Consider the following 20121-nt stretch of genomic DNA (forward strand, 5'->3'; position numbering starts at 1 on the left):
AGTCGCAGTGCCCTACCGCGACGCGGCGAGAACGGGAAAGCCGCCGGCCTTCAAGGCCATTCCCAAAGCGGTGATCGCGTCGCGCGTCGGCGAGAAGAAGTAGACCGGCTCCCAGCGCGTGGGGATCACCGTGTCCCAGCCGATGGCCTGCAGGCCGTGCGCGCCCTCAAGGGCGTTGGCAAGCACGAACGGCAGATCCGAGCCGTAGCCGCGATAGTGGCCGTAGGCGGCCGGGTCGGCGCGGCCCCAGTCCTCGGTCCACAACTGGCTCGACGGGCTGGGCACCGTCACCTGCACGAAACCCGTGGGCTTCGCCACCCTGAGCATTTCGCGCAAGGCGGCGGAATCGTCGCCCACATGCTCGATTACATGATTGGCAATCACCCAGTCATAGCTGTCGGCGGGCCGGTCGAGCCGGCAGATGTCGAGGGAATTGTCGCCGCCATAGACGGAGACATCGACGTCCCCGAGCCGCTCCATGGGCACGCCGGGGTCGCGGGAGAATTGCAAGGCGGATTTGCCCCGAAGAAAGCCGTCCGGAAGACAATCGAACATCGCGCGGACGATGCGGTGACGCTCGAGGCCTGAACAGGCTTCGCATTTCGGAGGCACGCCGCCTTTGGCGAGACGGCCCGCGTCGGAGGCGATGAAACGGCGCCCGCCGCAGATCGGACACATCGGGCTGACGTGAGGCTTGTCCGGCGCGCGGCTCGTTTCAAATGCCCGTGCGCCCATCGATCTCGCGTCAGCCATGTCTCAACCCAATCGTCAATCCGGCGGTTTCGAAACAATCAGACGCCGGCACGAAGCGGGGAGTCGTGCACGAGGGAGAGCATTGCGCGATGCCGCTCCGAAGGTCATGCCAGGGGTCTGTCGTCAAGCGCAGATAAGCCCGACCCGGCCGCGCTGCAAGGGCGGGCCCGGTATCGGGCTTGACGGCTCCCGGCCGGTGGAGACTATCCGTTGGGGGAGGCGGCAACCGCCGGCTTGGCCGAACCAACCGCTTCACCGATCTCCATCGGCAATGCCGGATTGGCGCTCCAGCCGACCATCGAGGCGTCGTAGAGCGAGACGTTCTCGTAGCCGAGCAGTTCGTGCAGCACGAACCAGTTGGTCGCGGACCAGTGGCCGGTGTTGCAGTAGGAGACGATTTCAGCCGCCGGGTCGTCGACCACGGAAGACGCGATTGCCGCAAGTTCCGCCGGCGGTCGCAGGCGCTTTTTAGCCGCGTCGAAGAAACGGTCCTGGTCGAGATTGACGCTGCCCGGAATCCGGCCGGCGCGCTTGGCGTTGGAATGCTTGTCGTTGCCGATGAACTGGGCGTGCGGGCGTCCGTCGAGCATGACGATCCGCGTGCCGATCTGTTCCTTCACCTGCTCGTCGGAGACCACCATGTCGGTGTCGGCTTCGGCGATGAACATGTCGCCTTCCGGCGTCACATCGCCGGTCTCGATCGGGTTGGAGGCATCGGCCGTCCAGGCGCTGTGGCCGCCGTCCAGGATGGTGACCGAGGGCTGGCCAAGCTGCTTCAGTGTCCAGTAGATGCGCGCGGCGCCGCCGAACTCCTGACTGTCCTTGCCGGCGGGCACGATGACCACGGTCTTCTCTTCCGTGACGCCGAGTTCCGACAGGGAGGCCTCGAGCTTTTCGACGGACGGCAGCATGCCTTCCACCCCGTCGCGCTCGGTGCGCCACACGCCGGGATACTCGCTCCAAAGCGCGCCCGGAATGTGGCCCTTCAGATAGTCGGGCTTTCCGGAATCGGCGTAGGGCGAGCGTATGTCGAGGATGATGATGTCGTCGCGATTCAGATGCGTCTTCAGCCATTCGGCGCTGACCAGCGGCGGCGCGTCGACGGCGGCCATGGCGGGCAGGCCGAGCCAGACGGCCGCGGTCAGCGCGAGAGCGAGTTTGGATGCCTTCGCTGCCATGCGGTGCAGCGCCGCCTTGATCCGGACCATGGGTTACCTCGTTGATTGTTGGCCGGCAGGCCGCGCTTTCAGGTGCGCAGAACAGCCGGTCTGTAAGGCATCATTTGACATTTTCGGTGAAAGGCGACAAGCGTGCGGGGCTCGCTGACTAGAAGAAAAATCTAATATTCTCGACTTCGCATGTGAAATTGGAATGCATGCATCGTCATATGGGAATATGTTGGAATTTGATTTCAGGGAAAACCGCGATGATCGACAAGGTCGACCGTAGAATCCTCTCCATTCTGCAAGAGGACAGCACCGTGCCTGTCGCCGAAATCGGCCGCCGGGTCGGTCTGTCGACCACACCGTGCTGGCGGCGCATCCAGAAGCTGGAGGAGGACGGGGTGATCCGCCGCCGCGTCGCCGTTCTGGATCCGGAAAAGGTCAATGCCAAAGTGACGGCCTTCGTCGCCATCACCACCAGCCAGCACACCGATGACTGGCTGAAGAAATTCGCCGACGTGATCACCGAGTTTTCCGAGGTCGTGGAATTCTATCGCATGGCCGGCTCGGTCGACTACCTGCTGCGCGTCGTCGTGCCGGACATCGCCGCATACGACAATTTCTACAAGCGGCTGATCGCCAAGATCGACATCTCCGATGTCAGCACCACCTTCGCCATGGAACAGATCAAATACACCACGCAATTGCCCCTGAGCTACATCCTTCCCGGTAAGGATGGCGGCAAGGACAAGGCATAGTCCGCGCGCGCTTCGGGAACGGCCGGCAGACCGGCGCTTGCGCGAGATCAATTGCGGTTGCGCGAGATCGGCGTAATATTCAGGAATTCATATTTGAGAGGTGATCCGATGCGCCCCAATTCCGCGATCTTCAAGCCTGTGCTTCCGAAACTGGCCCTCTGCCTCGCCCTGATGCTGCTCGCGCCCCTGGCGCCATCGGCCGCCAAGGCCAATGGCGACATGCCCGGTGTGGTCTCAGTCACTGTCGAACGCCCCTACGACGAGGTCCGTCAGGATCTGGAGGACGCGATCGTCAACCGCGGCTATGTGGTCGACTACAACGCCCACATCGGCGACATGCTGTCACGCACCGCGGAAGATGTCGGGGCGGGGAGGGCCATCTACACCAAAGCCGAGGCGATGCAGTTCTGCTCCGCCGTTCTGTCGCGCAAGGCGATGGAGGCGGATCCGATGAACATCGCCTATTGCCCCTATGTGCTGTTCGTCTACGAGCGCGCCGATACGCCGGGTTCCGTCACGGTCGGCCACCGCAAGCTCGGCGAGGGCACCAGCGCCGCCTCCGCCGAGGCGCTGGGCGACATCGACGGCGTGCTGACCGAGATCGTCGAGGAAGCCGCGGGCGAGTAATCGTCTCGGCGCTTCTTCGGCGCAACGCAAGACGGCCGCCCACCGGGCGGCCGTTTTCGTTTGGGCTGTTGAGACGCCCTACTTGTCGGCGTTGTCGAGCCGGGCGATCAGGCTCGACGTGTCCCAGCGCTTGCCGCCCATCGCCTGGACTTCCGCGTAGAACTGGTCGACCAGCGCGGTGACGGGAAGCCGGGCGCCGTTCTCGCGCGCTTCGCCCAGGCAGATGTCGAGATCCTTGCGCATCCAGTCGACGGCGAAGCCGTGCTCGAACTGGCCGGCCGCCATGGTCTTCCAGCGGTTCTCCATCTGCCACGACTGCGCCGCGCCCCTGGAGATCACGCCGATCACCTTCTCGACGTCCAGGCCGGCGCGGGAGGCGAAGTGGATGCCTTCCGACAGACCCTGCACGAGACCGGCGATGCAGATCTGGTTGACGCACTTGGTGAGCTGTCCCGCGCCGGCGCCGCCCATCAGGCCGACCATCTTGGCATAGCACTGGATCACGGGCTCCGCCTTGGCGAACACCGCCTCGTCGCCGCCGACCATCACGGTGAGCGCGCCGTTTTCCGCGCCCGCCTGGCCGCCGGAGACCGGCGCGTCGAGGAAGTCGAGGCCGTTCATCTTGGCGGCGTCGTAGAGCTCGCGCGCGACATCCGCCGACGCCGTGGTGTTGTCGATGAACACCGAGCCCGGCTTCATGGCGGAGAAGGCCCCGTCCGGGCCGATGGTGACGGCGCGAAGATCGTCGTCATTGCCGACGCAGGAGAACACGAAGTCGCAACCTTCGGCCGCCTGCTTGGGCGTCAGCGCATGGTCGCCGCCATATTCGGCGCACCATTTCTCGGCCTTGGCGGTGGTGCGGTTGTAGACGGTAATATCATGGCCGCCCTTGGTTTTCAGAAAACCGGCCATCGGATAGCCCATGACGCCGAGACCGATGAATGCAACCTTCGCCATTGGATATGCCCTCCTGTACAGACCAAAGGCCCGGCGTAACCGCCGAGCCTTGAATTATCTGGTGTCGCAATGTTTGTAGGGCATTTGACCAAATCTGTCAGGCGCTGGCTAGACCCCGTCGGGCCCGCGACGCCACAGTCTGGCGAAACGTGACCGATCTCGCCGGGTCTTGTCCGCGTGCCGTTGGGGCAGGTCCGCCCGGTCGCGCGCGGGAAGCGGCTGGCTTCCATGAATGCATGAGCATAAATACTTAACATGACCTAATATCCTTCTGAGCTTGCGTTGAGCGGAATATTGCAATTGAGCGCGAAAAATGCGACCCAAGAAGAATGTTCGAATATAAGTTTGGCTAACAGATGAATTGGCGTGAATTTCCCTCCCTGAGCAGCCTGCGGGCTTTTTCCGCCGTTGCGGAGAAAAAGAGTTTTTCCGCGGCCGGACGCGAGCTGAATGTCACCCATGCGGCGGTCAGCCAGCAGGTCCGCGCGCTGGAGAAGCATCTTGGCCTGCAGCTTGTCGTCCGCGAAGGCCGGGGCATTGCCCTGACACCCGAAGGCGAAACCCTGTTTCAGGGCGTCAACGAAGGGTTTTCGGCGATCCGCGCCACCGTCGACCATCTCACCGGAGAGGAGGGTGTCCGGCCGCTGAACATCACCATGACGCCCGCCTTTGCGGTAAGTTGGCTGATGCCGCGCATTTCCGATTTCCGAAACAGCCATCCGGACATCGAGCTGATGCTCAATCCAACCGGCGAGGTGGTCACCTTCGAGCCGGGCGGTGTCGACCTGGCCATCCGCTTCGGTGACGGCAACTGGGCGGGCCTGGAGTCAGAACTGCTGCTGCCGACGAGTTTCGTTGTTGTTGGCGCCGCGAGCCTGATCGGTGAGCGGACGATCACCACGCCGGAGGACCTGCTGCAATTTCCCTGGCTGCAGGAACTGGGTACCAACGAGCTCGCGCTGTGGGTGCAGCGCCAAGGTGTGGTGCCGACCAGGAAGATGAATGTCACCCATTTGCCGGGCTACATGGTGCTCGAGGGGCTGCGCCGTGGCGATGGCGTCTCCGCCACCGCGCGCGCTTTCATCGAGCCGGACATCGCTTCCGGCAGCCTCAAGGTCCTGTTTGAGGATACGCGCAGCCATGGTTCGGGGTATCACATCGTTACCCGGCCCGGCGTGATGCGCCCGCCGCTGAAGGCCTTCGCGTCCTGGTTGCGTGGTCACGCCGCCGCCTGCAGCTGATACCGGAGGCCGCAAGCCGCGGGTCATGCGGTGGGGCTGCGGGGAGCCCGGGTGCGTCACCGCTTCCGTCTCGCCTGTGCCGCGCGCTGTCGCGCTATTCCCATTCCATTTCCTGATAGACCGCTTGCGCATTGCGGCCCGCAAGGCTGTCGAAGCCGGGAAGCGCCGCGTAGGCGGACTGGTCGATCGTCGGCGCGTCCTGGATAAGGCCATTGTCCTCGATCAGGGTGCCGATCGCCGCGCGCACGCTCGCAATGTAGTCGCGGGTTTGCGCCTGCGCCTTGGCAAGCGGCGCCGGGGATCCATGCCCGGGCACGACGATATTCGGATCCAGCGCTTCGAGCCGGCCAAAGGCCTCGAGCCAGCCCGAGGACGAGGAGACGGGCAGGATCCCGAGAAGCCGGTCCAGAAACACCACATCGCCGGCGAAGACGACACGCGACTGCGGCAGCCAGACCAGCATGTCTCCCGGGGTATGCGCCGGGCCCGCGGGTATCAGAACGACCGTCGTCGACCCGAACGTCAGCGTCGTCTCCTCGCTCACGGCCGTATCGGCGTAGACAGCCTCGGTTCCCGCCAGCCCCTCGGCGCCGATCAGGTTCTCGAGAACCATGAATTGCATGTCGGCGCGGTCTTTCTGATCGGCGATAGCGGCTTCAGTGGCATAGATCGCGGCGCCCATGTCGTGGAACGGGCCGTTTCCAAGCCAGCGGTGATCCTGACCGCCTGTGTTGATGACGGCAACGACCGGCTTTGCGGTGAGGGTGTGGATGGCCTTGAGAAGGGCTTCCGCGCCGCGCCGGCTGCCGCCTGAGTCGATCACCACGGCGCCGGCGTCCGTCTCAATGACTCCGAACGTCGCGTTGTTGCCGAGGTTGTCGGCATCGCGTTGGCCCAGCGGCCCGACGAGCGCATGAATGCCGGGCGCGACCGCAACGGGTGTCAATCCGGCGACCGGATCGGCTGTGGCGCCTGTCGGCGGCAGCAATGCGTAGCAAATCGCGGCCACGGCGCCGAACAGCATGGATTTGGGTCTATGCATGCGGTCTCTCTCCCTTTTGAACGTGTCACGATAATATTCCAGATCATGAATATAATCGATGCGGCAAAGGGGATCAGCCGCCCAGCGCCAGTTGCAGATCGGCGATCAGATCGTCCGGATGCTCGATACCGACCGACAGCCGCAAAAGGTTCTTCGCGACGCCCGTCGCATCGCCCTCGATGGTGTAGCGGTGCTCAACGAGGCTTTCCACGCCGCCCAGAGAGGTGGCGCGCAGGATCAGCTTCAGCCTCCCGGCAACGGCCAGCGCATCGGTCTCGTCGCCTTTGACGAGGAACGACAGCAGGGAGCCGTAGCCGCCGCTCATCTGAGCTTGCGCGATCTCGTGGCCGGGATGGCTCTCAAGGCCCGGATAGAGCACGCGCTCCACAGCCGGATTGCTCTCGAGGTACTCGGCAATGGCCTGCGCGTTCGCGCTCATTCGCTCCACCCGCAAGGCCAGGGTGCGCAAGCCGCGCAGCAGCAGCCAGCATTCGAAGGAGCCGAGCACGGCGCCGGCGTCGTGCCGGTCCTCGACGATAAGCTTCCAGTGCTCGTCCTCCGCATTGCCGGTGGAGACCACGCCGGCGAGCAGGTCGGAATGGCCGTTCATCGCCTTGGTGGCCGAATGCGCGACGAGATCGGCGCCGAAATCGAGCGGCTTGCACAGCAGCGGCGTCGCGGCGGTGGCGTCCACGGCGAGTATGGCGCCCGCCTCATGCGCGGCTTCGGCCACCAGCGCGATATCGGTGACGCCGAGGCCGGGATTGGCGGGTGTTTCGATGAACACCAGATCGGGGTTCGTCTCCGCCAGGATCTCGCAGAAGCGCGGCCCATCGGTGGAGTCGGCTTCCACCAGCGCGATGCCCTGACGCTTGCAGAACTTGCGCGCCCAGGCGGTGGTGCCCCAGTAGATGCCCGATTGCAGCACCACGGCGGCGCCGGGCGGCACGGTTCGGAAAATCGAGGAGATCGCGGCCATGCCGGAGGCGAACAGCCGGGACGCCGCCGCGTTCTCCAGCCGGGCGATCAGGCCCTCGGTCTGGCGAAACAGGTCGTTGTCGTCGCGCGCGTAGAGATGCTGCGGGCTGGTGAGCGCGTAGTCCGCGCCACGCGCAAAGGTGGTGGCGGGCGCGATGCCGGGCACCACGGCGCCTGTCACCGGATCGGGGGTTCCGTTGGCGTGGGCAAGCAGGGTGGCGACGTGATGCTGGTTCGTGCTCATGGCGAAATCCGATGCACAAGGGACAGTGGGAAGCGGCAGACCGCTCGGTCGCGGCACAATAGGTATCGCGCGCGAAATCTCAAAGCGCGCGCGTGGCGCTTTGGCGTGCTGTGGGCAACGCGGCCATCGCGGGTCCGCGTGGGACCCGACGTTCCCATCGGGGCGCGGATCAGCCCGCGCGTTCCAGATGCCGGGTGAGGCGCGCGTCAAGCTTGTCCCAGAACCTGCGAAGCGTCTCCACGATCACCAGATACATGATCGCGGCCCAGAGATAGGTCTGGAAGTCGTAGCTGCGCGAGAACGCGCGCTTGGTCTCGCCCATCAGGTCGTAGACCGTAATCACCGAGGCGATGGCCGAGCCCTTGATCATCAGGATGATCTCGTTGCCGTAGGGCCTCAGCGCCACGATAAAGGCCTGTGGAAGCACGACCCTGATGAAGATCACCCAGCGCGGCAGGCCCAGGGACTGGCCGGCCTCGATCTGGCCGCGCGGCACGTTCTCGATGGCGCCGCGCAGGATCTCGGCCTGGTAGGCGGCGGTGTTCAGCGAGAAGGTGAAGATGGCGCAGTACCAGGCGTCGCGAAAGAACCACCACAGGTTGATGTCCTCGAAGAACTCGCGGAACGATCCCGCGCCGTAATAGACGAGGAATGTCTGGGCGATCAGCGGCGTGCCGCGGAAAAAATAGACATAGGCATAGGCGAAGGCGCCGATGATCCGGTTTCTCGACATGCGCCCGAAGGCGATCGGCAGCGAGATCAGCGCGCCCAGGATGATGGAAACCAGCACCAGTTCGATCGTGACGATGAAGCCGGAGATGAACTTCGGGCCATAGCGGACGACAAACACGGGGCTGTAACTGTCGACGAGAAACCAGATCAGGCCAAGGCCGGCAAGGCTCCAGAACGACACCAGCAGATATCCGGCAATCCGAAGGCCTGTCCATTTTGCCTGCGGCGGCGGTGGGGCATGTTCGACGGCCGCGGCGCCGAGGGCTGTATCGCTCATCGGCGCACCTCCCCGCGTCGCGTCCAGCGCTCGATCGAGGAGATCCCGTAGGAGGAGATGATCGCCAGCACCAGATAGAGCAGGCAGGCGAAGCCGTAGAACAGGAAGGCTTCCTTCGTGACCTTCGCCGCGACACCCGCCTGACGCAGGATATCGGACAGCCCGACGATCGAAACCAGCGCTGTGTCCTTGAGCAATGCCAGCCACAGGTTGGACAGGCCCGGCAGCGCAAGCCGGATCAGTTGCGGCACGATAACCAGCCGCATGGTCTGCACGCGGGTAAGGCCCAGGGCATGGCCACCCTCATACTGGCCTAAGGGAATGCCCTTGAAGGCCGACTGGAAGACCTCGCTCGCATAGGAGGAAAACACGAAGGTCAGCGCCACCATGCCGGCGATGAAACTGTTGATCTCCACATAGCTGTCGGTGAACAGCTGAATGACCAGTTGCAGCAGGATCTGCGCGCCGTAGTAGACGATGAAAAGGGTGAGAAGCTCAGGCAGACCGCGAAAGATCGTCGTGTAGACGTTGGCCGCGGCACGCATGGAGGGCTCGGAGGACTCCTTGGCCAGCGCGAGGAAGAAGCCCAACGCCAGGCCGAATGGCAGCGTCGCCAGCGCGAGCGTGACGGTGACGAGCAGCCCCCAGGCAATCTCGTCGCCCCAGCCGTCCGCGCCGAAGGACAACAGCAATAATGTCTGATCCATCAAATCCGGTCCGTTGATACCGCGCGCAACTCATGGGCGCGGCGGAAACACAGGCTCCCGCCGCGCCATGATGGTGTCGCGTGATGCCGCGGGCGCGAGGCCCGCGGCATGCAGTCAGATTCGAACGCGGCCTTGTTCACAAGGCCGGCCCGGACCGCGAGCCTAGCTGCCGTAGACGTCGAACTTGAAGTATTTGTCGTTGATTTCCTTGTATGTTCCGTTCGCGCGAATGGCGTCGATGGCCGCGTTGAACTTCGCCTTCAACTCGTCCGAGCCCTTGCGGATCGCAATGCCTGCGCCCGCGCCATTGATCACCGGGTCCGGCGTCAGCGTGCCCAGGATCTTGCAGCAGGCGCCGTCCGCGCTGTCGATCCATTCGCTGAGCACCACCACGTCGTCGATCACCGCGCCGAGGCGGCCGTTGATGATGTCGAGCTTGTATTCGTCAGCAGTCGGATAGAGCTTGATGTCGGCGCCGGGGAACTTGGCTTCCGCGTAGTTGGAATGCGTTGTCGAGGACTGCGCGCCGAGCGCAACGCCGTCAAGATCTGCGGGCGTCACGCCGGCGATCTCGGAGTCTTTCGGCACGGCGATGGCCGGAGGCGTGTTGTAGTATTTGTTGGTGAAGTCGACCTTCTGCAGGCGCTCCTCGGTGATCGACATCGACGCGATGACGGCGTCGAACTTGTTGGCGATCAGCGCCGGGATCATGCCGTCCCAATCCTGGGTGACGAACTCGCACTCGGCCTTCATTTCCTCGCACAGCGCCTTGGCGATGTCGATGTCGAAGCCGACGAGCTGGCCGTCAGACGTCAGGTTGTTGAACGGAGGATAGGCGCCTTCCGTGCCGATGCGGATCTTGTCGGCGGCCGATGCGCCGACCATTGAGGCGGAAAGGCCGATGATCGAGACCGCGGCAATGGCGGTAATCTGTTTGATGAAACCCATGTGAAGACCCTCTGGTTTTTGTCATGCACGGTGTTCGCCGCGTTCATTGGCGCTGCGAACGGTCAGGGGCGCGTTGTGCGTCTCCCGTCTCTACCCGCATACTCCCACTAAATTTTCGGCGCACGCAACCGTCTTCCCCAACGGCATATGCCGGAGATCTGTGTGTTTTTTGATCAAGGGGTCAATTTTGTGCAATTGCGCGATACGCGGCCATCACTTTGCGGGGCGAGGCGGCAGCGTTCGGCCGCCTCAACGCGGTGGCAGTCCGAACTCGCTGAACGGGATGAACGGGACGAGGGCGCCTTTTGCAACGCTGGTGACCTCTTCGGCGATCTCGATCAGCCCGTCGGCCTCGCGCAGGCCGGTGATCAGGCCGGATCCGTCGCGGGCGAATTTTTCCACTCGAAGGGTCCCGTCGGCATCCGTGCGCAGGATGCCGCGCAGGAATTCGCGCCGGTCGGGCTTTTTCTTCGCGATCTCGAAGTCCGCCGGCACCTGGTAGCGCACCGGCTCGCTCCACGGCGCGCCGGAAAGCGCCAGCAGCGCGGGCCGCGCATAGAGCAGGAAACACACCATCACGGCCACCGGATTGCCCGGCAGTCCGAGTTGCACGCAGTCGCCGATCTGGCCGAAATTCATCGGCCGGCCCGGCTTTATGGCCAATTGCCACATGTGCCGCGAGCCGAGATCGTCCAGCGCCGTGACCAGGTGGTCCTCCTCACCGCGGCTGGCGCCGCCAGTGGTCATGATCACGTCATAGGTTTCGGCGGCGGCCTCAAGGGCGGTCCGGATGGTGCCGTAATCATCGGCAAGCACGCCCAGATCGGTGATCTCCACGCCCAGCGTCTCGAGCAGGGCGCGCAGCAGATAGTGGTTGGAATCATAGACCTGGCCGGAATGCAGCTCCGCTCCGGGCCGCACGATCTCGTCGCCGGTCGACAGAAGCGCCACGCGCAGGCGCCGTGAGACAAAGACGTCCGCCAGCCCGACGGAGGCGATGGCGGCGATGTCCTGCGGCCTGAGCCGCGTGCCGGCGTCCAGCAGCACGGTGCCCGACGCCAGGTCCTCGCCGGCTCGCCGGCGATTGGCGCCTTTCTTGAGCCCCGGCGGAATGATCACGAAGGGGGCGCCGTCCTGGTCGTGGTTCTCGCAGTCCTCCTGCATGGCGATCGTGTCGGCGCCTTCGGGCATCACGCCGCCGGTGAAGATGCGTGCGGCGCGGCCGGGCAGCAGGGGCGCCTCGGCGGGATGGCCCGCCGCGACGCGTGTCTCCACGGGAAAGAAGCCGCCCGTCGCCTCGTAGGATGCGTGCCCGAACGCATAGCCGTCGACGGCGGCGTTGTCGTTGAGCGGCACGTCGCGCGGCGCGGTGACGGTTTGCGCAAGAATGCGTCCGGCGGCCTGATCCAGCGGAACCGTTTCGGCGTCGGTTACGGGCTGGACTCGCGCGCGCAGGATGGCGAGCGCCTCCGCATGCTTCAGCCGCTCCTTGTCATGCAGGAAGCAGTCGTCGAGCAGGCGACGGGAGGGCTTATTCGGCGGCATCGCGTCTCGGCAATCTGGTGTGAAGGATGATGAAGTCGGCGATGGCCGCGGAGTCGTCGAGCGAGAAGCCCGGCAGCGTCTCTCCTTCCAGCGGAAAGTCCGCGGCGATGGCGACGATATGCGGATCCTTGGCGCTCAACGGCTCACGGTTGCGCGCGTCGAGCCGGCGGGCCTCGATCTTGGGGTGATCCTCGCGCTTGTAGCCCTCGATGATGACGATGTCGCAGGGCGACAACCGCGCGATGACGTCGGCGAGAGCAGGTTCCTCTTCGCCGCGCAGCTCGTGCATCAGCGCCCAGCGGTGGCCGGAGACGATGGCGACTTCCGATGCGCCCGCCTGCCGGTGGCGATAGGAATCCGCGCCTTCCTTGTCGATGTCGAAGGCATGATGCGCGTGCTTGATGGTCGAGACGCGGTAACCGCGGCGCGTCAGCTCTTCCACGATCTTGGTGACCAGCGTGGTCTTGCCGGAGTTCTTCCAGCCGGTCACGCCAAAGACCGGTGTCTTTGGTCCGCCGATCATGCTTGCGGCTCCGCGACATACCCGGCCGCCTGCGCCATGTCGTCGGGCGTGTTGGCATTGAAGAACGGATCCAGCGTCGCGCCGTTCACGTGTGTCGGCTCAAACGCCACCTCGACATTGGCGTGGCGGGACACCCACGCGAGCACCTTGCGGGTGGATTCCGTGCGCAGGAAATGCTCCAGGTCGTCGGCCAGCGCCACGGGCCACAGTCCGAAGACCGGGTGCCGGTGCCCGCCGGAGGCGGCCAGCGCGATGGTCGGTTGCGGCTGGTCCGCGGCCTTGCCCAGACGCTCCACAAGATCGGAGGGGAAGAACGGCGTGTCGGCGGCGGCGCTTGCCACCCATCGGGCGTGGGGCGCGTTTGTCTCCGCCCAGCGCAGGCCCGCGAGCACGCCGGCCAGCGGACCGGCGAAGCCTTCGATCGGATCGGGGGCGACCGGAAGGCCGAAGTCCTCGAACCGCGCCGGATCGCCGTTGGCGTTGAGCACCATGGCGGAGACCTGCGGCCGCAGGCGCTCGATCACGTGGGCCAGCATCGGCTTGCCGCCAAGCGCCTTGAGCGCCTTGTCGCCGCCGCCCATGCGCCGCGACAGGCCGCCCGCCAGCACGCATCCGATGGTTTTGGGGAGAATGGCCCCGGTCATGCCCCGGCCTCCTCGGCGGCGCGCGCATTCGGTGCATCGCCCTTGCGGCCGTGCCGCTTGTCTTCTTCACCGACGCTCTCGGGATCCATGTCGAAGTCGATGCGCTCGGCGCCGGCCAGCGCCACGAAGCGTTTGCCGCGCGCCCGGCCGATCAGCGTCAGTCCGGCTTTCTTGGCGAGCTCCACGCCCCAGGCGGTGAAGCCCGAGCGCGAGACCAGAATGGGAATGCCCATCATCACCGTCTTGATCACCATTTCCGAGGTCAGCCGGCCCGTGGTGTAGAAGATCTTGTTCGATGGAGAGACGCCGTTCATCGCCATGTAGCCGGCGATCTTGTCCACCGCGTTGTGGCGGCCGACGTCCTCCATGTAGACCAGCGGCCGATCTTCCTCGCACAGCACGCAGCCGTGGATGGCGCCCGCGGTCAGATACAGCGAGGGCGCGGTGTTGATGGCCTTGGTGAGCCCATACAGCCAGGAGGTCTTCAGCCGCGCGTCGGACGACAGCTTGATGTCCTCGAAACTGTCCATCACGTCGCCGAAGATGGTTCCTTGCGCGCAGCCCGAGGTGCGCACCTTCTTTTTCAGCTTTTCCTCGTAGTTGGTGGCGCGTTCGGTGCGCACCACCACCACGTCGAGATCGTCGTCATAGTCGATGCCGGTGATGACGTCGTCCGGCTTGAGCATGTTCTGGTTCTTGAGATAGCCGACGGCGAGCAGATCCGGATGGTCGCCGATGGTCATCATCGTGACGACTTCCTGCGAGTTGAGATAGAGCGTCAGCGCCCGCTCGGTGACCACGCGCGTGTCCACGGTGGCGCCGGTGTGATCGATGCCGGTGACAACGGTCGACAGCCTCGCGTCGTCCGGGTCAGGCCGGATGAGGAATGTCTGCATGTCGCTGGTGGTGCTCAATGGTGTCCCTCGCGCGCGGACCGCTTGCAGGCCTTGGCCCAACGGTCTCGTTCCTATCGTATACATAGGACGATTCCGGCGCGATGCCCTATGGCAAACCTGTTTTGCCAATTTGGCAAGGGGAGGGACGGCGGCGCAATGGCCATTCGGCGGAATTGGCGCGGTCGGAGAGACGCCGGCGTCCGGTTACAGACAGACCTTGAAAGCGCTGTCTGTAACGCGACGATTGAGAGCGATTTGGTCAAACGGAGCCAGTGCCCGAAAACGGCGGCGCCGAGACGGCCTAGATCAGCATCAGCTCGTTGGTCAGATGCCCTTCTGCCAGGTCGCCGGAGACGTGGCCCATCAGGCCCAGGACGTCCGAGACGGAGGCGGTCGCCGGGTTCGGCATGACGGCGGCGATATCGGCCGGCAGATCGCGGTCCGTGTCCATTCGCAGGTCCGCGAAATACAGCCAGCTGTCGTGGAACAGGCGGTATTCGACGGCCTTGCGGCTGAGGATCTCGATGCTGTGGTGGCGCGGGTCCTGCGCGGCGCACTCCAGCGCGTCCTCGATTGTCTCGACGCGGCCTTCGATAAGCTGGAAAATGTGGGTATCGGTCAGGATCAGCGCGCCGGTTATACCGTTCAGCCTGTTCAGGCGGCGCAGCCGCGTCGTCGTGCGCTCGATTTCAGCGTCCATATCGCCGTGCAGCACGTGGTCGTGGATTTGACTGCGGTAGCAGATTTGATAGAGGCCCATGACGCCCTCCTGCTTTGGCTTTTGTCAGTATGACGCGCGCAACCGCGATGGGAACTCGGTGTATTGCTACCGGGGGTCACCGCTTATGAGCAATAACTATGGGGGCAATTTAGTAAAATCCGAGTAAACTAATCTGAGAATTATAGTAAGTGGTTGCCTCAGTGTGCTGCTGTGGTTCTCCTCACAGAACAGAAAAATCCCCGCCGTGAGCGGGGCTCAGACCGCTGACAAAGCCGGGAAAACTCTCCTTCGTCATGGTCGGGCTTGTCCCGACCATCCATAAGCCCTTGAAAACATGGATCCTCGGCACAGGGCCGAGGATGACGATCGAGGGGTATGAGCTTTGTCATCAAGCTCAGCCCCGCGGTGAGCGGGGCTCGCTGTGCGTGCATCGGGTTCCGGTGTCAGCAGCCGGCTACGCAGGTGCCGGAGCCGTCAAATTCCATGGTTTTTCCGCTCAAGGGCACGTGCACGGGCACGCTGACGGCGTTCATGAAGGTTTCGGTTCGCGTGCCGGTGAGCACGGTGCCGTCTCGGGTCGCTTCCTCGTTGGCGTGCGAGGGAATAACCGAGGAGGGGCGGACCAGGTCGTTGATGACGTAGGCGGCTTCCGTCGGCCCCGTTGTGAAGGTGCCGCCGATATTGAGGACGGTCAGGTTGGCGCGGTAGTGCCCGCGCACCACCAGGTCCTGTTCGGCGGTAATGCCGGTGTCGCCCGACAGATAGACCACCAGCCCGTTGGTGAAGCTCACCACGTAGCCGCCGGGAGGTCCGACGTAGGCGGTCAAGCCGTTGGCGGCAAAGGCGTCGGCATGGTCCTTGTCCAGAAATGCCGGGCTGAGGCCGTTGGAATGCACCGCCGGCACGCTCGCTACGCTGACGCCGCCCACGTTCCGGCTGGCGCCAAAGCGCACCAGTTGCACCAGCGATGGGTCGCCGCCCAGCGCCTTGATCTTGGTGGAGAAGAAGCTCGCCATCTCGCCGCCGACGAGGAACTTGGCGTTCTTCGCCATGACGATGTCGACGCTGTTGGAATTGGGCGCCGTAACATTGGGGAATTCGGGCTTGCCGCAGGGGCTGGCGTTGACCGCGGCAATCGTCCGGTCGCCCAGGTGGTCGCCATGCACGTGGCTGAGCAGCACCGCGTCGATGTCGCCAAGGCGTGCGTCGCCGGCGCCGGCAACCGTCCGCCCGGCGTCATAGAGGATGCGCGTGCCGTCCGGGTCCTCGAAGATCAGCGCGCGGTCGAGCGGGCAGAATTCGCCGTCGACGGCACCCAGCGGCGTGATCTTCACATTGGCCGCGGCGACCGGTGTCGCGGCGATCACCAACGTTCCCGCGGCTGCCAGCGCCGCCGTACAAGTCCATGTCATAACGGTCATGATGGTCTCCCTCTGTGATGCTTCCGCGCATTTCGGGCGCGTCAATCGCCACCCCGTCGCGGGTCCCCGCGGCGGAGCCGTCCGGCGATCGCGCTCAGGCCGCTGCGATGATGCAGCCTTGCCGTGCGGATGGGCAGTTTTGCAAATCACGCAGCGGAATGCGAGAGCACAGCCCCGGCAATCGGTTCTGCGGTGCTTCGCCGGAGAATTGCGGGCGTCACCAAACTGTCGCGCAATGTGCCTATCGCTCAACGATCATCTCAACGCCTGATTCCGGAGAGCGATCATGGCAAACGGCACCTTGCGGGCTTCCTCCCAACGTCTGAAGACGGCGGTCCACCGCTCCAATGCCTCGCTGACCGAGGGCATGCTGGAGAGGCTGTTCACCTTCGCCTTCAAGGGCCTCGTCTATCCGCAGATCTGGGAAGACCCGGATGTCGACATGCGCGCTCTGAAACTCGCCCCGCACAGCCGCATGATCACCATCGCTTCCGGCGGCTGCAATGTGCTCTCCTACCTCACCGCCGACCCGCAGGAGATCATCGCGGTCGATCTCAACCGGGCCCATGTGGCGCTGACGCGGCTTAAACTGGCGGCGGCGCAAAAGCTGCCCGGCTACGAGAGCTTCTACCGCTTCTTCGGCGAGGCGGACGAGAAGGCCAACGTTGGCGCCTACGAGCGTTTCCTGCGCGACGAGATCGACGCGGACACCCGCTCCTACTGGGAGGGCCGCGACCTGGCGGGCTGGGGCCGCAAGCGCATCACCCTGTTCTCGCGCGATCTCTATCACCACGGCCTGCTGGGCTATTTCATCGGCGTCGGTCATTTCATCGCCAAGCTCTACGGCATCGATCCGGCGCATATGGTGAAGACGCGCTCGCTGGACGAACAGCGCAGCTTCTTCGACACGGCGCTCGCGCCGCTCTTCGACAAGCGGCTGGTGCGCTGGGCGACGTCCAAGAAGATGTCGCTCTACGGCCTTGGCATTCCGCCGGCGCAATACGAGGCGCTGGCGGGCGGCGGCGACATGGCAGGCGTCTTGCGCGCGCGGCTTGAGAAGCTCGCCTGCGACTTTCCCATGTCGGAGAACTATTTCGCCTGGCAGGCGTTTTCGCGCGGTTATGCGCCGGGCGGTTCGACCCGAACCGTCTCCACCGGTCCGGCCGGTCCCCTGCCGCCCTATTTGCGGGCCGAGCACTTTGACGCCATCCGCGACCGCGCCGATCGCGTCAGCGTGGTCAACCGCTCCTTCACCGAACGCCTGGCGGAAGAAGACGGGGCGAGCCTCGACGCCTATGTGCTGCTGGATGCCCAGGACTGGATGACGGACGCGCAGCTCAACGCCGTGTGGTCGGAAATCACCCGCACCGCGCGCCCCGGCGCCCGGGTGGTGTTCCGCACCGCCGCCGAACCTTCGCTGCTGCCCGGCCGCGTCGCCGACGAGACCCTGGACCGCTGGGACTATCACGAGGCGGAAAGCCTTGAGCTCGGCCGCCAGGACCGCTCGTCGATCTACGGCGGCTTCCATCTCTACAGCTTCAAGGGCTGACACCTGAGCTTTTGGGGAAATTCGCGCCATGTCCGATCTCGCCCAATCCTCCGATCTCGAGCTGGCGTCCAAGGCGGATGCGGCCAACGCCGACTTGATGGACCGGGTCTACCGCTACCAGCGGCATGTCTATGACCTGACCCGCAAATACTATCTTCTCGGCCGCGACCAGCTCATCGCGGCGCTGCAGCCGCCCACCCGCGGCCATGTGCTGGAGATCGGCTGCGGCACCGGACGCAATCTCATCGCGGCGGCGGAAGCCTATCCGCGGGCTCAGTTCTATGGCGTGGATATTTCGCAAGCCATGCTGGAGACCGCGCGGGCCAACATCGCGCGTGCGGGCCTGGGCGAGCGGATCCGGCTTGCGCAGGGCGATGCGGCGGGTTTCGATGCATGCGCGTTGTTCGGGCGCGGCGATTTCGACCGGGTGTTCTTTTCCTATGCCCTGTCGATGATCCCGCCCTGGCGGCAGGCGCTGGCGCAGGGCATGTCCCTGCTGGGTCCGGGCGGGCGGCTTCATGTTGTGGACTTCGGGCGCCAGGAACGCCTGCCGCGCGCCTTCAAGGGACTGCTCTATGCCTGGCTGAAGAGCTTCCATGTCACCCCGCGCGCCGCCATGCGCGAGGCGATGGAAGGCTTGACCGCGCAACAGGACGCAACCTTGCAGACCGCCGCGATGTTTCGCGGTTATGCCTGGTACGGTGAAGTGCGGGTTCTCTAGGCGCCATACGCGGCGGCTTGGCGCAGTCCGCCGTGCGCGCTACGCTTTCCCCAAAGGTCATCGACAGGCCGGTATGCAGGGGGAAAGCGCATGAACGCGGATCTGTTTCCAACGACAATCGCCGGCAGCTTGCCGAAACCGTTCTGGCTCGCCGAGCCCGAAACGCTTTGGCCCGCGTGGCGTTCAAGCGGCGAAGACCTCGCGCGCGCCAAGCGCGACGCCGCGATGGTCTGGCTCAAGGAGCAGGAGGCGGCCGGCATCGATGTCGTCGGCGATGGCGAGCAGTTCCGGGTGCATTTCGTGCACGGCTTTCTCGAGCATATCGAGGGCATCGACTGGGACAAGAAGACCAGGATGGGCATTCGCGCGGACCGCTATGTGGTCGACGTGCCGACGGTCACGGGTCCGGTCCGCCGGCCACGTCCGGTACATGTCGAGGAGGCTCGGTTCACCCGGAACTACACGCGGAACGCGATGAAGTTCACGCTGCCGGGACCAATGACCATCTGTGACACCATCGCCGACGACCACTACGGCAGGCGCGCCGACATGGCGATGGCCTTCGCGGATGTGCTCAACGAGGAGGCGCGCGAGCTGGAAGCGCTGGGCGTCGACGTCATCCAGTTCGACGAGCCTGCCTTCAACGTCTTCATGGACGACGTGAAGGACTGGGGCGTGGCGGCGCTGGAGCGCGCGGCGCGCGGCCTTAAGTGCAAGACGGCGGTGCACATCTGTTACGGCTACGGCATCGAGGCCAACATCAAGTGGAAGGAGACGCTGGGCGGCGAGTGGCGTCAGTATGAGGAGATTTTTCCGGCACTGAATGCCTCGAAGATCGACCAGGTGTCACTCGAGTGCACCGGTTCGAAGGTGCCGGTCTCTCTGATCTCGCTGCTGCCCGACAAGGAGATCCTCGTCGGCGCCATCGATGTCGCCACGGCGCGCATCGAGACGCCGGAAGAGGTGATGGCGACCTTGCGCGAGGCGATGAAACACGCCGACGCGGAGCGCATCACCGCCTGCACCAACTGCGGCATGGCGCCGCTGGCCCGCGATGTCGCCATCGGCAAGCTCAAGGCGTTGGGCGCCGGCGCAAGGCTGTTGCGCAAGGAGCTGGCGTGAGGCGGCTGGTTGATGCGCGTACGTCATGCTTCACCTCTGGCGTGGGAGAGGGTGCAGAGCAGCCAGCATCGGTCAGGAAATGATTCTCATCAATCCAGTCCGACCTTGCCCGAGCGGAGCTTCTTGACGACGCCGCGCTTGGTCTTGGACTCCAGCCGGCGTTTCTTGGCGGCCTTGCTCGGCTTGGTCTTGACCCGGTAGGCCTGCCGCACGGCCGCCTTCTGTAACAGCTCCACAAGCCGCTCAAGCGCGTCAGCCCGGTTCTGTTCCTGGGTGCGGTAGCGCATCGCCTGGATGACGATGACGCCGTCCTTGGTCAGCCGGCTGCCGGCCAGCTTTTCCGCCTTGGCCTTCACGTAGTCGGGCAGCGACGGCGAGTGCCTTATGTCGAAGCGCATCTGCACCGCGCTCGACACCTTGTTGACGTTCTGCCCGCCCGGTCCCGCCGCGCGCACGAAGGTCTCCTCGATCTCGTCGGGATCGATCGCGATCTGATTGGTGATGTCGATCATCGCGTCCGCTCCCTCCGCGTGTCCGCGCTCTTGTACCGCC

At 64.7% G+C, this 20121-nt stretch carries 21 protein-coding genes; 6 read left to right on the forward strand and 15 right to left on the reverse strand.

The window, feature by feature from the left end:
- Window positions 1-12: 12 nt before the first annotated feature.
- Both D1F64_RS08610 and D1F64_RS08615 read right to left on the reverse strand, forming a co-directional pair.
- Window positions 13-753, reverse strand: coding sequence for a methyltransferase domain-containing protein (locus D1F64_RS08610; protein WP_117412106.1), 741 nt, complete (start codon window positions 751-753; stop codon window positions 13-15).
- Window positions 754-956: 203 nt separating this feature from the next.
- Window positions 957-1961: a sulfurtransferase gene (locus D1F64_RS08615; RefSeq protein WP_205470703.1), complete on the reverse strand. Its 1005-nt coding sequence runs from the start codon at window positions 1959-1961 to the stop codon at window positions 957-959.
- Between the two features lie 218 nt (window positions 1962-2179).
- Here D1F64_RS08615 and D1F64_RS08620 point away from each other — a divergent pair, with 218 nt between their 5' ends.
- On the forward strand, window positions 2180-2674 hold the full coding sequence (locus tag D1F64_RS08620) for an Lrp/AsnC family transcriptional regulator (RefSeq protein ID WP_117412107.1): 495 nt from the start codon (window positions 2180-2182) through the stop codon (window positions 2672-2674).
- Between the two features lie 108 nt (window positions 2675-2782).
- On the forward strand, window positions 2783-3301 hold the full coding sequence (locus D1F64_RS08625) for a DUF302 domain-containing protein (protein ID WP_248304671.1): 519 nt from the start codon (window positions 2783-2785) through the stop codon (window positions 3299-3301).
- Window positions 3302-3379: 78 nt separating this feature from the next.
- On the opposite strand, the gene D1F64_RS08630 is transcribed toward D1F64_RS08625, so the two are convergent.
- Window positions 3380-4258, reverse strand: a complete 879-nt coding sequence (locus D1F64_RS08630) for an NAD(P)-dependent oxidoreductase (protein ID WP_117412108.1) — start codon at window positions 4256-4258, stop codon at window positions 3380-3382.
- A 356-nt stretch (window positions 4259-4614) separates the two neighbouring features.
- Between D1F64_RS08630 and D1F64_RS08635 the strand changes: the two genes are divergently transcribed.
- The gene (locus D1F64_RS08635) at window positions 4615-5499 is read left to right on the forward strand and encodes a LysR family transcriptional regulator (RefSeq protein WP_117412109.1); all 885 of its coding nucleotides are present in this window, start codon (window positions 4615-4617) and stop codon (window positions 5497-5499) included.
- Window positions 5500-5593: 94 nt separating this feature from the next.
- On the opposite strand, the gene D1F64_RS08640 is transcribed toward D1F64_RS08635, so the two are convergent.
- From D1F64_RS08640 to D1F64_RS08690, 11 genes are all read right to left on the reverse strand, one after another.
- Entirely contained in the window at window positions 5594-6541 is a 948-nt protein-coding gene (locus D1F64_RS08640; RefSeq protein ID WP_117412110.1) for an MBL fold metallo-hydrolase, read from the reverse strand.
- A 73-nt stretch (window positions 6542-6614) separates the two neighbouring features.
- On the reverse strand, window positions 6615-7763 hold the full coding sequence (locus D1F64_RS08645; protein ID WP_117412111.1) for a PLP-dependent aspartate aminotransferase family protein: 1149 nt from the start codon (window positions 7761-7763) through the stop codon (window positions 6615-6617).
- A gap of 169 nt (window positions 7764-7932) precedes the next feature.
- The gene (locus tag D1F64_RS08650) at window positions 7933-8772 is read right to left on the reverse strand and encodes an ABC transporter permease (protein ID WP_117412112.1); all 840 of its coding nucleotides are present in this window, start codon (window positions 8770-8772) and stop codon (window positions 7933-7935) included.
- On the reverse strand, window positions 8769-9479 hold the full coding sequence (locus D1F64_RS08655; RefSeq protein ID WP_117412113.1) for an ABC transporter permease: 711 nt from the start codon (window positions 9477-9479) through the stop codon (window positions 8769-8771). Before D1F64_RS08655 ends, D1F64_RS08650 begins: the two co-directional genes overlap by 4 nt.
- 162 nt (window positions 9480-9641) lie before the next feature.
- Window positions 9642-10427 carry an ABC transporter substrate-binding protein gene (locus D1F64_RS08660; protein WP_117412114.1) on the reverse strand — a complete coding sequence of 262 codons (786 nt, stop codon included), beginning with the start codon at window positions 10425-10427 and terminating at the stop codon, window positions 9642-9644.
- A 249-nt stretch (window positions 10428-10676) separates the two neighbouring features.
- Window positions 10677-11972: a gephyrin-like molybdotransferase Glp gene (glp, locus tag D1F64_RS08665; protein ID WP_117412115.1), complete on the reverse strand. Its 1296-nt coding sequence runs from the start codon at window positions 11970-11972 to the stop codon at window positions 10677-10679.
- Window positions 11959-12495: a molybdopterin-guanine dinucleotide biosynthesis protein B gene (gene mobB / locus D1F64_RS08670; RefSeq protein WP_117412116.1), complete on the reverse strand. Its 537-nt coding sequence runs from the start codon at window positions 12493-12495 to the stop codon at window positions 11959-11961. Before mobB ends, glp begins: the two co-directional genes overlap by 14 nt.
- Complete coding sequence (gene mobA, locus D1F64_RS08675; protein ID WP_117412117.1) at window positions 12492-13139, reverse strand: molybdenum cofactor guanylyltransferase MobA; 648 nt, start codon at window positions 13137-13139, stop codon at window positions 12492-12494. Before mobA ends, mobB begins: the two co-directional genes overlap by 4 nt.
- Window positions 13136-14035 (reverse strand): formate dehydrogenase accessory sulfurtransferase FdhD, encoded by a 900-nt coding sequence (fdhD, locus tag D1F64_RS08680; protein ID WP_117412118.1) that lies wholly within the window; start codon window positions 14033-14035, stop codon window positions 13136-13138. The genes mobA and fdhD overlap by 4 nt, the downstream gene beginning before the upstream one ends.
- Window positions 14036-14336: 301 nt before the next feature.
- Window positions 14337-14795 carry a BLUF domain-containing protein gene (locus D1F64_RS08685; protein WP_117412119.1) on the reverse strand — a complete coding sequence of 153 codons (459 nt, stop codon included), beginning with the start codon at window positions 14793-14795 and terminating at the stop codon, window positions 14337-14339.
- 404 nt (window positions 14796-15199) lie between these two features.
- Window positions 15200-16177: an MBL fold metallo-hydrolase gene (locus tag D1F64_RS08690; protein WP_248304672.1), complete on the reverse strand. Its 978-nt coding sequence runs from the start codon at window positions 16175-16177 to the stop codon at window positions 15200-15202.
- Window positions 16178-16463: 286 nt separating this feature from the next.
- Here D1F64_RS08690 and D1F64_RS08695 point away from each other — a divergent pair, with 286 nt between their 5' ends.
- The 3 genes from D1F64_RS08695 (at window position 16464) to D1F64_RS08705 (ending at window position 19569) form a co-directional block, all read left to right on the forward strand.
- Window positions 16464-17726: a DUF3419 family protein gene (locus D1F64_RS08695; protein ID WP_117412121.1), complete on the forward strand. Its 1263-nt coding sequence runs from the start codon at window positions 16464-16466 to the stop codon at window positions 17724-17726.
- Between the two features lie 28 nt (window positions 17727-17754).
- Complete coding sequence (locus D1F64_RS08700) at window positions 17755-18447, forward strand: class I SAM-dependent methyltransferase (protein ID WP_117412122.1); 693 nt, start codon at window positions 17755-17757, stop codon at window positions 18445-18447.
- Window positions 18448-18537: 90 nt separating this feature from the next.
- A complete protein-coding gene (locus tag D1F64_RS08705; RefSeq protein WP_117412123.1) occupies window positions 18538-19569 on the forward strand; it encodes a methionine synthase in 1032 nt (343 codons plus the stop codon).
- Window positions 19570-19658: 89 nt separating this feature from the next.
- Here the strand turns inward: D1F64_RS08705 and arfB are convergent, their stop codons facing one another.
- On the reverse strand, window positions 19659-20081 hold the full coding sequence (gene arfB, locus D1F64_RS08710; RefSeq protein ID WP_117412124.1) for an alternative ribosome rescue aminoacyl-tRNA hydrolase ArfB: 423 nt from the start codon (window positions 20079-20081) through the stop codon (window positions 19659-19661).
- Window positions 20082-20121: the final 40 nt, after the last annotated feature.

The organism is Breoghania sp. L-A4 (genome assembly GCF_003432385.1).
Lineage (GTDB): Bacteria > Pseudomonadota > Alphaproteobacteria > Rhizobiales > Stappiaceae > Breoghania.